At 74.2% G+C, this 12631-nt stretch carries 12 protein-coding genes; 4 read left to right on the top strand and 8 right to left on the bottom strand.

Annotated features, from left to right (window positions below; all coding sequences use genetic code 11):
* Positions 1–72: 72 nt before the first annotated feature.
* Entirely contained in the window at positions 73–3159 is a 3087-nt protein-coding gene (locus tag ACFPGP_RS19065) for an MMPL family transporter (RefSeq protein WP_378592513.1), read from the top strand.
* A gap of 24 nt (positions 3160–3183) precedes the next feature.
* Here ACFPGP_RS19065 and sepH read toward each other — a convergent pair whose 3' ends face one another.
* The 3 genes from sepH to ACFPGP_RS19050 form a co-directional block, all read right to left on the bottom strand.
* Positions 3184–4182, bottom strand: a complete 999-nt coding sequence (gene sepH / locus ACFPGP_RS19060) for a septation protein SepH (RefSeq protein ID WP_378592511.1) — start codon at positions 4180–4182, stop codon at positions 3184–3186.
* 93 nt (positions 4183–4275) lie between these two features.
* Positions 4276–5586 carry a D-arabinono-1,4-lactone oxidase gene (locus ACFPGP_RS19055; RefSeq protein ID WP_378592510.1) on the bottom strand — a complete coding sequence of 437 codons (1311 nt, stop codon included), beginning with the start codon at positions 5584–5586 and terminating at the stop codon, positions 4276–4278.
* 9 nt (positions 5587–5595) lie between these two features.
* The gene (locus ACFPGP_RS19050) at positions 5596–6813 is read right to left on the bottom strand and encodes an MFS transporter (RefSeq protein WP_378592508.1); all 1218 of its coding nucleotides are present in this window, start codon (positions 6811–6813) and stop codon (positions 5596–5598) included.
* A gap of 83 nt (positions 6814–6896) precedes the next feature.
* On the opposite strand from ACFPGP_RS19050, the gene ACFPGP_RS19045 reads away from it, so the two are divergent.
* The 3 genes from ACFPGP_RS19045 to ACFPGP_RS19035 all read left to right on the top strand — a co-directional run bounded on the left by ACFPGP_RS19045 (position 6897) and on the right by ACFPGP_RS19035 (position 9285).
* Positions 6897–8009 carry a ferrochelatase gene (locus ACFPGP_RS19045; protein WP_378592506.1) on the top strand — a complete coding sequence of 371 codons (1113 nt, stop codon included), beginning with the start codon at positions 6897–6899 and terminating at the stop codon, positions 8007–8009.
* On the top strand, positions 8006–8824 hold the full coding sequence (locus tag ACFPGP_RS19040) for an inositol monophosphatase family protein (RefSeq protein ID WP_378592504.1): 819 nt from the start codon (positions 8006–8008) through the stop codon (positions 8822–8824). Before ACFPGP_RS19045 ends, ACFPGP_RS19040 begins: the two co-directional genes overlap by 4 nt.
* Positions 8825–8994: 170 nt before the next feature.
* On the top strand, positions 8995–9285 hold the full coding sequence (locus ACFPGP_RS19035; RefSeq protein ID WP_378592503.1) for a DUF4193 domain-containing protein: 291 nt from the start codon (positions 8995–8997) through the stop codon (positions 9283–9285).
* Positions 9286–9384: 99 nt separating this feature from the next.
* Here the strand turns inward: ACFPGP_RS19035 and ACFPGP_RS19030 are convergent, their stop codons facing one another.
* The 5 genes from ACFPGP_RS19030 to ACFPGP_RS19010 form a co-directional block, all read right to left on the bottom strand.
* Complete coding sequence (locus ACFPGP_RS19030; RefSeq protein WP_378592501.1) at positions 9385–9723, bottom strand: DUF4235 domain-containing protein; 339 nt, start codon at positions 9721–9723, stop codon at positions 9385–9387.
* 78 nt (positions 9724–9801) lie between these two features.
* Positions 9802–9963 carry a hypothetical protein gene (locus tag ACFPGP_RS19025; protein ID WP_378592499.1) on the bottom strand — a complete coding sequence of 54 codons (162 nt, stop codon included), beginning with the start codon at positions 9961–9963 and terminating at the stop codon, positions 9802–9804.
* A gap of 43 nt (positions 9964–10006) precedes the next feature.
* Positions 10007–10819, bottom strand: a complete 813-nt coding sequence (locus ACFPGP_RS19020; protein WP_378592498.1) for a TSUP family transporter — start codon at positions 10817–10819, stop codon at positions 10007–10009.
* The gene (locus tag ACFPGP_RS19015) at positions 10816–12186 is read right to left on the bottom strand and encodes a rhodanese-like domain-containing protein (RefSeq protein WP_378592496.1); all 1371 of its coding nucleotides are present in this window, start codon (positions 12184–12186) and stop codon (positions 10816–10818) included. The genes ACFPGP_RS19020 and ACFPGP_RS19015 overlap by 4 nt, the downstream gene beginning before the upstream one ends.
* Entirely contained in the window at positions 12183–12515 is a 333-nt protein-coding gene (locus tag ACFPGP_RS19010; protein WP_378592495.1) for a rhodanese-like domain-containing protein, read from the bottom strand. The genes ACFPGP_RS19015 and ACFPGP_RS19010 overlap by 4 nt, the downstream gene beginning before the upstream one ends.
* Positions 12516–12631 lie beyond the last annotated feature (116 nt).

Below are 12631 nucleotides of genomic sequence, written 5' to 3'. Positions count from 1 at the left end.
GCGTCGCGATCGCTGACGGGTGCGCGGCTGCTGCGCTACAGTCCAGCCACCTTTGCCGCCAGAGGGGATCCGATGTACCGGGCGCTCCGCGCTCTCGGGAAACTGTGTGCACGACGGCCGTTCGTCGTGGTCGGTGCGTGGGTGCTCCTCGTCCTGGTCGTCAGCCTGAGCGTCACCACCTTCGGTGCACAGACCAACGACGACCTCAGCCTGCCGGGCACCGGCAGCCAGCAGGTGAAGGACCTGCTCGAGGAGAAGTTCCCGCCGCAGCAGAACGGCGTCAACCCGATCATCCTGCACGTGGACTCGGGGAAGCTGACCGACGCGGCGAACAAGGCAGCCGTGAAGCAGGCGGTGCAGGACCTGCGCGCGGCGCCCCACGTCTACAGCGTCACCAACCCGCTCAGCAGCAGCGGCCAGACCGCGGGCCTGCTGTCGGACGACGCCCGCACCGGCTTCGTGCCGGTCCTGCTCGACGTGAACTCGGGCGCCGTCGACGAGGACCTGGCGAACCAGATCTTCTCCACCGCCGACCCGGCGCGCGACGCCGGCATCGAGGTGGAGGCCGGCGGCTCGCTGGGCAGCACGCTGTCGAAGGAGCCGACCGAGAGCAGCGAGGTGGTCGGCATCGCCGCCGCGATGGTGATCCTCAGCCTGGTGCTGGGCAGCCTGGTCGCGATGGGGCTGCCGATCATCACCGCGGTGGTCGGGCTCGCCACGGCGCTCGGGGTGATCGGCCTGGTCGGCCACCTGGTCAACATGCCGTCGACCGGCGCGACGCTGGCCACGATGATCGGGCTCGGCGTCGGCATCGACTACGCGCTGTTCCTCATCACCCGCCACCAGGACGGCCTCCGCGACGGCCTGCCCGTGGAGGAGTCGATCGCGCAGGCGGTCGGGACGTCGGGCAGCGCGATCGTCTTCGCCGGCACCACCGTCGTGATCGCCCTGCTCTCGCTCGGGGTCGCCGGCATCCCGCTGGTCAGCGCGCTCGGCCTGGCCTCGGCGATCGCGGTGGTCACCGCCGTCCTCGGCGCGATCTCGCTGCTGCCCGCGCTCCTCGGGCTGCTCAAGCACCGGATCGCGTGGCTCTCGATCCCCGCGTTCCTCACGCCGCACCCCGAGCCCGGACGAGGCATGTGGGAGCGCTGGTCGGGCGTGGTCGGCCGGCACCCGGCCTGGGTGGCGCTGGGCTCGCTCGCGCTGCTGGTGCCGCTGATCATCCCGGTGTTCAGCCTCGAGCTCGGGCAGGAGGACGTCGGGGCCACCGACCCCTCGACGACCGAGCGCAAGGCCTACGACCTGATCACCGCCGGCTTCGGCGTCGGCTTCAACGGCCCGCTGCAGGTGGCGTCCGAGATGTCGCCGCCAGCGGCGCCCAGCGCGGAGTTCACGAAGAAGTACGACGAGGCGACCTCGCTGCAGAAGGAGCTGGAGAAGGCGCAGAAGCAGCTGCCCAAGCAGCAGGCGGCGCTGGAGGCGCAGAGCGCCGAGCTGCAGCAGGAGCAGAAGGCGCTGCAGAAGCAGGCCGACGAGCTGCAGGCCCAGCAGGCGGCGCTCGAGGCGCAGGCCGCGGACCTCCAGGCCGAGCAGGCTTCACTCGAGGCCGAGTCGGCCCGGCTCCAGCAGCAGGGAGACGAGCTGGCGCGCGAGCAGACCGCGCTCGAGCGGCAGCGCGACCGGCTGCGCGAGCAGGCGCAGGCTCTGGCGGCGAAGATCCGTCCCCTGGCCCGCGAGCTGGCCGGCCTGCTGGCACGAGAGCGGGTGCTCGAGCGACGGATCGAGCACGCGCAGGAGAACGGCAACGAGGTCCGCGTCGCCCGGCTGCGCGCGCGCCTCGCCGAGGTGCGGGCGCAGGCCGGGGAGGTGCGCCAGCAGCTCGCGCCGCTCGAGCAGCGGGCCCGTGAGCTCGCCGCGCAGGCCGAGCAGCTGGTCCGGGAGGCCGAGCAGCTCCAGCAGCAGCGCGACGCCCTGCTCGCGCGCAAGAGCCGGCTCGAGGCGCAGGGTGCCGCGCTCGCCCAGCAGGGCCAGGAGCTGCAGGCGCAGAAGGCCTACCTCGAGCGGCGGGCGGCGGTGCTCCAGCAGCAGGGCGACGAGCTGCAGGCCGAGGGCGACGCGCTGCAGCGGCAGGCCGACGAGCTGAAGCAGGAGAAGAAGCAGGCCCAGCAGGAGAAGAAGCAGGCCGAGCAGCTCCAGAAGGAGCTCACCGACATGCTCACCGCCGCCGGTGGCGACGAGCGCGGCACCGACCCGCGGGTCGTGGCCCTGCAGCAGGCCCTGCTCGACACCGACGGGGTCGTCTCGCTGACCCTGCCGCAGATCAACGAGCCGGGCAGCGTGGTGCTGCTCTCCGCCGTGCCGAGCACGGCGCCCGCCTCCGACGAGACGGCGGCGCTGCTCGCGACCGTCCGTGACGACGTGCTGCCGGAGGTCGAGGCCGCCGAGGCCATCACGTCGTACGTCGGCGGCTACACCGCGTCGTACGTCGACCTCGCGACGCTGATCACCGACCGCCTGCTGCTGGTGATCGGGACCGTGATCCTGCTCGGCTACCTGCTGCTGATGATCGCCTTCCGCTCGCTGCTCATCCCGCTGCAGGCGGCGGTCACCAACCTGCTCTCGGCAGCGGCTGCCTTCGGCGTGCTGACCGCCTGCTTCCAGTGGGGCTGGGGCGTCGACCTCGTCGGGCTCGACACGACGAGCGGGACGGTGCCGATCGCGAGCTACGTGCCGCTGATGATGTTCGCCGGCCTCTTCGGGCTCTCGATGGACTACGAGGTCTTCCTGGTCAGCCACATCGAGCAGCACCACCTCGCTGGCGAGCCCGCGTCGCGGGCGGCCGCGAGCGGACTTGCGTCCAGCGCCCGGATCACCACCGCGGCGGCGCTGATCATGGCGTCGGTGTTCGCGAGCTTCATCATCAACGGCGACCCGACGATCAAGCAGTTCGGTGTCGGCCTGTCGGTCGCGGTGCTGCTGGCGGGGATCCTCGTGGTGACCCTGGCCCCGGCGGCGCTGGTGCTCTTCGGCAACGCCGCCTGGTGGCTGCCCCGGTGGCTCGACCGGCTGCTCCCGCACATCTCGGTCGAGGGCGAGTCGTCACCACCGCCGCCGGCCGAGCCGGTCGTGCCCGAGCCGGAGCCCGAACCTGCGGGCTGACGCGGGAGTGCCGCCCGGCGGGCGTCAGTCGGCCTTGCCACCGCCGAACATGATCTCGTCCCAGCTCGGGACCGAGGCCCGGCCCTTCTTGCGCGCCGGGCGCCGGGTCGCGGGGGGCTCCGGCTCGGCCTCGGCGGGGGTGTCGGTCTCCCCGGTGGGCTCGACCGGCTCGGCCTGCTCGGTGGGCGCGGCGGCCTCGGGCTCGTCCGGCTCCGCGGACCCCTCGGCCGGCGCGTCGAGGTAGGCCTCGACCGACTGCTCACTGCCGAGCGCGGCGTCGCCGTCGTCGGCGGTGACCATCTCGATCACGTCGTCGCCCAGCGGCAGCTCGTCGGCCGGCACGGCGGAGAGCCGGCGGGCGCGGGCCTGCGACAGGTCGTCGGCCGGGGCACCGACCGGGGCCTGGGCGGCCGGGGTGGCGGTGGCCTCGCCGACCAGCCAGCGGCCGTCGTCGTCCTCGGCCACCACGTAGTTGCCCGGGGCGTCGAAGGTGAAGGTGGCGACGCCGCTGCGCTGCCCGGCGTCGAACTCGCCGGTCAGGGTCCAGCGGCCGTCCTCGCGGCGGCAGGCGTCCCACTCCACGGTGCCGGGGTCGACGTTGAGCGAGCGGAGGTGGCCGCTGACCGCGTCGCCCAGCGTGCGCGCCCCGCCCAGCGAGCCCTCACCGGCGCGGCGGCGCACCGACGAGCGCTGCGCGCGCTCGGCGACGTGCTGGCGCTCGGCGAGCACGGGCGCGGCGAAGGCCATGATCTTGTCGACCGAGGTCTGTGCGGCCTGCGCCACCTGCTCGGGGGACTCCCCGGCCCTGATCCGGGCCTGGATGTCGCGCGGGCGGAGGGTCGAGTCCATGGTGATCTCCAACTGGCCGAGGCGGGCGTGATCGCCGCGCAGGGCGGCCCGGAGCCTGTCGTCGACGTCGAGGGTGAACTCGACGCCCTTGTCGCTGACCAGCAGCAGGCGCTTGCCGTCCTCGCTCAGTCCCGCGAGCGTGAGGTGCGCCATCCCTGCCCTGCTCCTGCTCATCAGCCTGTCTCCGGTTCCTGCGAGCCTACGCCAGCGACCACCCCCGCCCGGAGCACCGTGTCCGGCGCGGCGGGACCCTCCTGACCTGCGGGATCAGTCGCCGAGCACCCGCCGCAGGTAGGTGTTGGCGAAGACCCGGTCGGGGTCGAGCCGGTCGCGCATCGCCAGGAAGTCGCCGAACCGGGGGTAGGACGCCGCGAGGTCGGCCGAGCCGAGCGTGTGCAGCTTGCCCCAGTGGGGCCGGCCGCCGTGGTCGCGCACGATCGCCTCCATCGCGCCGAAGTACGCCTCGTGGTCGGCGAGGTCGGACTTCCAGTGGGTGTGGAAGGCGAAGTAGCAGGAGGCCCGGTCGTACGCCGTGCTCAGCGGCACGTCGTCGGCGGGCGCGGTGCGCAGCTCGACCGGGAAGCTGATCCGCCAGCCCGAGGAGTCCACGACCCGGCGCACCTCGCGCATCACGTCCGGACCGGCCGCGCGTGGCACGGCGTACTCCATCTCGCGGAAGCGGACGTCGCGGGTGGTGGTGAACACCCGGTGGGCGACGTCGCTGTAGCGGCGCTCGGAGAGCACCCGCGAGGTCAGCCGGTTCATCCGCGGGATCGCCGCCGGCACCCGGTTGGCCGCGGCGGTGAGGCCGCCGAAGACCGTGTTGGAGAGGAACTCGTCGTCGAGCCAGCCGCGCCAGCGGGGGAGCCGCTCGGCCTCGTCGAGCGGCGCGTCGAGGCGGTCGTTGGTCTTGGCCATGAAGCGGTCGGTGTGCGGGAACCAGTACATGTCGACGTGGTGGTGGGAGTCGAAGCGCTCGTCCCAGCCGCCCAGCGCCTCGTCCCAGCCCAGCGGCTGCTCGTGGGCCTCGAGCAGGAACAGCGGCTCGACGCGGAAGCTGATCGTGGTCAGCACGCCGAGCGCGCCGAGGCCCACCCGCGCGAGGTCGAGGACGTCGGCGTTCTCCTCGGGGGTGCAGCGCAGCACCTCGCCGGTGCCGGTGACGAGCTCGAGGGCGGCGATCTGGGCCGACAGCCCCGCGGCCACGCCGCCGGTGCCGTGGGTGCCGGTGCTGGTGGCGCCGGCGAGCGTCTGCTCCGCGATGTCGCCCATGTTGTGCAGCGAGAGGCCGAGCCGCTCGAGCTCGGCGTTGAGCACCTTCAGCTGGGTGCCGGCCAGGGCGGTGACCGTGAGCGCGTCGCGGTCGACGCCGATGATCCCGCGCAGCCGGTCGGGGGCGAGCATCGTGCCCTCGGGTGCCGCGATGGCGGTGAAGCTGTGGCCGCTGCCGACCATCTTCACCGTGCTGCCGTTCGCGCGGGCCTTCTCCACGGCCGTGACCACGGCCGCCGTGTCGGCCGGGTGCGCCACCTCCGTCGGCGTGGCCGAGGCCAGGCCGCTCCAGCTGCTCCACTCCACGAGCGGAGCCTACGACCCGGTCGGCACCGGGGTGGTGCGGATCGGGCGGCGGGGCAGCGTCTGGGCCGCGAGCGCAGCAACCACCCCCGCCGCCAGCGAGACGAGGTAGGCCGCCGACGCGCCGTGGGCGTCGATCACGATGCCCCCGATCGTCGCGCCGGGGGCGACCCCGGCGACGATGCCGGTCTGGATGATCGCCATGCCCTCGGTGAGCCGCCCCGCCGGGACGGTCTGCTCGGTCAGGGCCATCGTCGCGATCAGGGTCGGGGCGATGGCGAACCCGGCCACGAAGAGCATCGCCCCCATGGCGGGGATCGAGCCGACGAAGGCCAGCGGCGCCATCGCCACCATCATCCCGACCGCGCCGAGGCGCACCCGGACCTCCGGGCCGCGCCGCCAGTGGATGGCGCCGGTGATCAGCCCGGCGAGCAGGCTGCCGGCCGCCCACAACGCGAGGAGGAAGCCGGCCGCGCCGGTGTGGCCCTGCTCCTCGGCGAACGCCACGGTCGTCACCTCGGCGGCGCCGAAGAGCGTGCCGAGAGCCGCGGCGACGAAGGCCAGGGGCACGACCGTGCGCCACGGCATGCCCGGCCGGTCGCCCCGCTCGACCGCCCGCGGGTGCGGTGGCGGCTCGGTCGGGCGCTGCGAGCCGAGGTAGAGCGTGCCGAGCAGGCCCGTGAGCAGGGCCGCGGACAGCCCGGCGACCGGGTGCCAGGCGGTGGCCAGGGTGGTCACCAGGATCGGGCCGGTGATGAAGACGGACTCGTCGACCACCGCCTCGAGCGCGAATGCCGTCTGCAGCTGGGCGGGCCGGCCGTGCAGCAGGTGCGACCAGCGCGCCCGCACGCAGGAGCCGACCGCGGGCAGCCCGGCGCCGGTCAGCGCGGCGACGAGGTACGTCACCCATATCGGCCACGACGACTCGACCGACCACATCAGCAGCGCCAGCGACACGGCGTACACGGTGATCGCCAGGGGCAGCACCCTCGACTGGCCAAAGCGGTCGATCCACCGCCCCTGCGGGATCGCGAAGAGCGCGTTGGCGAGCAGGTACGCCGCCGCGGTCGCCCCGGCCTGGGCGTAGGAACCGGTGGCGTTCTCCACGAGGATCACCACGCCGAGGCCGACCATCGAGATCGGCAGGCGGGCCACGAGCCCGGTGGCGCTGAACCGCAGCGCGCCCGGGTAGCGGAGCACGCGGCCGTACGACGAGCTCATCGCGGTCATCTCGCGCGCAGCGTAGGCCCGGTCCGGAGGGGTGGACCAATCCCGGCGCGGGGGCACCACCGCCGCCTTCCTACGATGAGGACATGCCAGACACCGAGGCGCCCGACGTCACGCCGTACGACGCGCTGCTCCTGCTCTCCTTCGGCGGCCCCGAGGCGCCCGAGGACGTCGTCCCCTTCCTGGAGAACGTCACCCGCGGCCGCGGCATCCCGCGCGAGCGCCTCGAGGAGGTCGGGCAGCACTACCACCTCTTCGGCGGGCGCTCGCCGATCAACGACCAGAACCGCGCGCTGCTGGCCGCGATCCGCGAGGACCTCGCGGGCGCGGGCATCGACCTGCCGGTCTACTGGGGCAACCGCAACTGGGACCCCTATCTCGCCGACGCGCTGCGGCAGATGCGCGATGACGGCGTGCAGCGGGCGGCGGTGTTCGTCACCAGCGCCTACTCCTGCTACTCCTCGTGCCGGCAGTACCGCGAGAACCTCGCCGAGGCCAGCGCGGAGGTCGCGGCCGAGGGCCGCGGGGTGCCGGCGCTCGACCGCTTCCGGCAGTACTACAACCACCCCGGCTTCGTGGAGCCCGTGGTCGACGCCACCCTCGCCGCGCTGGCCGAGCTGCCCGAGGCGGTGCGCGACGAGGCCCGGCTGGTCTTCGTCACCCACTCGATCCCCGAGGCGATGAACGACGCCAGCGGTCCCGGGGGAGGGGCGTACGTCGCCCAGCACCGCAGCGGGCTCGGCGCGGTCGTCGACCGGGTGCGTCAGGAGACCGGGCGCCGCCACGACCACGACCTCGTCTACTGCTCGCGCTCCGGCCCGCCGCAGGTGCCGTGGCTCGAGCCCGACGTCAACGACCACCTCGCGGAGCTCGAGAAGGGCGGGACGCCGGCGGTGGTGCTGATCCCGATCGGCTTCGTCTCCGACCACATGGAGGTCATCTACGACCTCGACACCGAGGCCCTGGCCACCGCCGCCGAGCTCGACCTCCCGGCCGTGCGGGCCGCGACGCCGGGCATCGACCCGCGCTTCGTCGCGATGGTCCGCGACCTGCTGGTCGAGCGGGCCGCGGCCGAGCGGGGCGAGGCCCCCGCGCGGCCGGCGCTCGGCAGCCTGGGCGTGATGCCGGACCGGTGCGCCGTGGGGTGCTGCGCCAACGCGCGCGGCCCGCGCCCGGCGCTCGGCGGCCAGGACTCGTGAACGCCGGCGCCGCAGAGCTCCGCACCCTCGCGGTGGAGGTCGCCCGCGCAGCCGGGGCGCTGGTGCGCGAGCGCCGCGCGACCGGTGTCAGCGTGGCGGCGACCAAGAGCAGTGACGTCGACGTCGTCACCGAGGCCGACCGCGCCAGTGAGGAGCTCGTGCGCCGGTTGCTCGCCGAGGCGCGCCCCGGCGACGGGTTCCTCGGCGAGGAGGGCCACGACGACGACGGGTCGACCGGCGTGCGGTGGGTCGTCGACCCGATCGACGGCACCGTGAACTTCCTCTACGGCATCCCCCAGTACGCCGTGTCCGTCGCGGCGCAGCGCGACGGCGTGAGCGTCGCCGGGGCGGTGCTCGACGTCGCGAGCGGCTCGGTGTGGAGCGCGGAGCGCGCCGACGACGGCTCCGCGGCGTCGTGGCGCGACGGCGTACCGACCGCCGTGCGGGCCCCTGCGCCGCTGGCGCAGCGGCTCGTCGGCACCGGCTTCAGCTACGAGGCGCGGGTGCGCGCGCTCCAGGCCGCGGCCGTGGGGCGCCTGCTGCCGCAGGTGCGCGACATCCGCCGGTTCGGGTCGTGCGCGCTGGACCTCTGCGGGGTGGCCTCGGGCCTGCTCGACGGCTACGTCGAGGAGGGCACGCACCTGTGGGACCACGCGGCCGGCTCGCTGGTCGCGGAGGGGGCCGGGGCCCGCTGGGCGCTGGCGCGCGGGGTGGGCGGCGGCGACCTCCTGGTGTGTGCGCCGGCACACGGCTTCGACGAGCTCTGGGAGACCGTCGTGGCCTGCGGGTTCGCGGCGGCGTCCGACACCGTCTGACGCGCCCGTGCGGGGGAATAGCCACCCTGCGCGTACTGTTCACCCGCCACGCCCCGGACCGGTGTTCCGAGTCGGGGACGGATGGTGCACAATCTGGCGCCGACGACGACGAAGAGTGAGATGCGAGCCCGGTGAGACGGGCGATGCCCGCAGGACAGGGGAGGCAAGCCATGGCGACCGACTACGACGCGCCACGCAAGAACGAGGAAGACCAGTCCGAGGAGAGCATCGAGGAGCTCAAGGCCCGCCGCCACGACAAGAACTCGGGCAAGGTCGACGAGGACGAGGCGGAGGCCGCTGAGGCCTTCGAGCTGCCCGGCGCCGACCTCTCCCACGAGGAGCTGGCGGTGGAGGTGAAGCCGAAGCAGGAGGACGAGTTCACCTGCATGAGCTGCTTCCTGGTCCACCACCGCTCGCAGCTGGCCGACGAGAAGAAGCTGATCTGCAAGGACTGCGCCTGAGCGCTGCGCGCCGCCTCAGCGGCGCGACGAAGGGCCGCCACCCGGCTGGGTGGCGGCCTTTGCGCATGTCGAGGCGGTGACCCTGGGTCAGGTCGTGCGTCAGGAGGTCGGCGCGCCGGCCTTGTCGGCGTCCTGCCCGTCCTTCTGCAGCTCCGGGGGCAGGTGGCCGGTGGAGCGCGCGTAGTAGTTGGCGGCCTTGCGGGCGGCCAGCATCCGGGCCAGGGCGATGAAGGTGCCGCTGACGGTGGCCCAGGCCACCGCCTCCCACAGGTCGACGTCGGGGTCGGCGGGGTTGGCCGGCGGGTTCTTGCCCGTGGCCGCGCGCCAGGACGTGTTGATCGTCTTCTTCGCCACGGCGGCGGCGCCCAGCGCGGCCACCAGCGAGAAGACGGTCCAGACCTTGGAGCTCCCGGAGCTCCCCTGCGACGAGTCAGCCATGACCCGACCTTACCCAGCCACCCGGGCGCGCATGAGCCCCAGGGGAGCCCCAGGGGGAGAAGGCGGACGGCGGCGGGCTCAGCGGCTGAACAGGCGCGCCAGGAAGCCGGTGCCCGGCTCCTTGGGGTGTCCGGCGCAGCGCTGGGAGCGCGGCACGCCGGCGAGCACCTGCTCGACGTGGCGGCCGCAGCCGGCCCAGCCGGTCTTGCCGCACTTCCGGCACACGGTCGGTCGACACACAGTGGTTCTCCTCTTCCTCGGGGGTGGTGGTGGGTTCGGGGGGTCAGGCCAGGACAGCGGTCGCGGAGGCCACGGCCACCCCGAGCAGCAGCGCGATGAAGGCCTGCGACAGCCGTCGGGGGTCGGTGCGGCGTGCCGTGCGCACGCCGGCCAGGGCGCCCACGACGGCGGCGGCGGTGAGCACCAGCACGATGCCCCAGTCGGGCACCGGCGCGTCACCGGGGAGGCGGGCGAGCAGGGCGACGGCGCTGGTGGCCACGATCACGACGAGGGAGGTCCCGGCGGCCTCGGCGACCTCGAGACCGAGCGAGAGCACGAGGGCCGGCACGACCAGGAAGCCCCCGCCCACCCCCAGGAAGCCGGTCAGCAGCCCGGTCACGGTCGCCGCCACCAGCACCTTGAGCGCCCGCGGGCAGGCGCAGGTGAAGGGCCGCAGGGTGATGATCGGGACGTCGGCCGGTCGCTGCTCGGCGGGCAGCCCGCGCCGCCGGTGACTGCGCACCAGCATCGCCAGCGCCACCACGAGCAGCAGGGCCGAGAAGGCCAGCAGGAGGACGTCCCCCGGGGTCCGCAGCGCGAGCCGGGAGCCGACCACCGCACCGCCGGTCGCTGCGGCGCCGAAGGCCAGGCCGCGGCCGACACGCACGGTGCCCGATGGTCGCGTCGCGACCGCGGCCACCAGCGCGGTGGCGCCGACCACGACCAGCGACCCGGTCGTCGCGGCGATCGGCGACTGTCCGAGCAGGTGCACCAGGACCGGGACGGCGAGGATCGAACCGCCGCTTCCGAGGGCGCCGAGGCTGAGCCCGATGAGCAGGCCCGCCGCGACGGCCACCAGCCCGGTCACCAGGGTCACGCCGACGCCTCCACCAAGGGCAGTCCGGCGTCAGCGGCCCGGTCGAACTCGTCGTCCACGACCACGACGGAGCGGCCGCGTGCCGCCAGCAGCGACCCGGCGGTCGCGGCTCGGTACCCGGCGCCGCAGTGCACCCACACCTCGCCGTCGGGCACCTCGTCGAGGCGTCCGGGCAGCTCGTGCAGCGGGATGCCGAGCGCGCCGTCGAGCCGGCGCTCGGCGTGCTCGCCGGCGAGCCGCACGTCGAGCACGACCACGTCGCGGTGGCGGCGTACGGACTCGAGGTCGGCGAAGCGGGCGACCGGGAACGACGACGGCTCCGTGGTCCAGTCCTGCGGACCTCCGGTCGCCTGGGCGGCCGGACGGTCGAGGCCGATCCGCGACAGCTCGCGCTGCGCGAGGGCCACCTGCTCCGGCGTCTCGCCCAGCAGGGTCAGCGGGGTGCCCGCGGGGATCAGCCAGCCGAGGTAGGTGGCGAAGGAGTCCTCGAGCCCGAAGCTCAGCGAGCCCGGCACGTGCCCGGCCGCGAAGGCCGTGCGGTGCCGCAGGTCGACCACCCACTCGCCGGCGTGCAGCGCCCGCCGGATCTGGTCGGCGTCCGCGTGGCGCGGGGGAGTGAGGTCGGGGGCGTCGGGGCCGGCGAGGTTGGCCGGTGCCATCCGGGCGTAGTAGGCGGGCCAGGCGTCCAGACCGGCCAGCAGGCCGGCCACCCATGTCTCGACGTCCTCGCGGAGCACCGGGTTGGCCAGGCGCTCGTCGCCGATGGTGGAGGCCGTCACGTCGGACTGGGTCGCGGAGCAGAAGGAGCCGAAGCCGTGCGTGGGCAGGAGGCGGGCGCTGCCCGGCGCGAGGTCGGCGAGCAGGTGGGCCGAGGCGTGCTGGCGGCGCACGAGTGCGTCGGTGTGGTCGGGGCCCAGGAGGTCCGGTCGCCCGGTCGACCCGTGGAGGAGAGAGCCCCCGGAGAGCACCGCCAGGGTCCGGCCGGCGGTGTCGTCGGCGAGCAGGTAGGAGAGGTGGGTCCAGGTGTGGCCGGGCGTCGCCACGGCGGTGAGCCGCATCCGGTCGCCGACGGCGACCACCTGCCGGTCCTCGACCGGCACCCGGTCGAAGGAGACGGGGTCGGCGGCGTTGACGAGGTACGCCGCGCCGGTCTCCCGCGCCAGCGCGTAGCCGCCGGTGACGTAGTCGTTGTGGATGTGGGTCTCGAGCACGTGGGTCAGGCGCACGCCCTCCTGCTCGAGCAGGTGCTGGACGCGGTCGATGTCGCGCTGCGGGTCGACGACGAAGGCGACCTCGCCGTCGTGGACCAGGTAGCTCCGGTCGCCCAGGCTCTTCGTGTCGACCGGGAGGATCGTCAGGTCGCTCACCGGGAGACCCCCGGTGCCGGTGCCAGGCCGGTCTCGACCGGCCGACCGGAGCGCACCCAGGCCGACGTCCCGCCGACGACGTTGAGCGCGTCGTACCCGGCGGCGCTCAGCACGTTGCAGATCACGCCGCTGCGGTTGCCGGTGGCGCACACGACGAGCACCGGCCGCTCGCGGTCGATCTCGGCGAGCCGCCCGGTCACCTGGGCCATCGGCACGAGCAGCGCGCCGGGCAGGTGCCCGGCGACGTACTCCCTCGGCTCGCGCACGTCCACGAGCGTGGCACCGGCGGCGACGGCGCCCTCGACGTCCTCGATCGCGATCTCTCGCACGGGGTTCTCCTCGGTTCGACCTCCATACCCGACGGGGTATGCCTTGCGAGTGCGACATTAACACCCCGGGGGGTATAGTGCACACCGAGGAACGACGACGACGGCGCCCCCCGAGG

This window comes from Nocardioides taihuensis, from assembly GCF_042657275.1.
In the GTDB taxonomy this organism is placed as follows: Bacteria; Actinomycetota; Actinomycetes; order Propionibacteriales; family Nocardioidaceae; genus Nocardioides; species Nocardioides taihuensis.
Note: the sequence above shows the minus strand (reverse complement) of the source record. Positions and strands in the feature narration are given on the sequence as shown.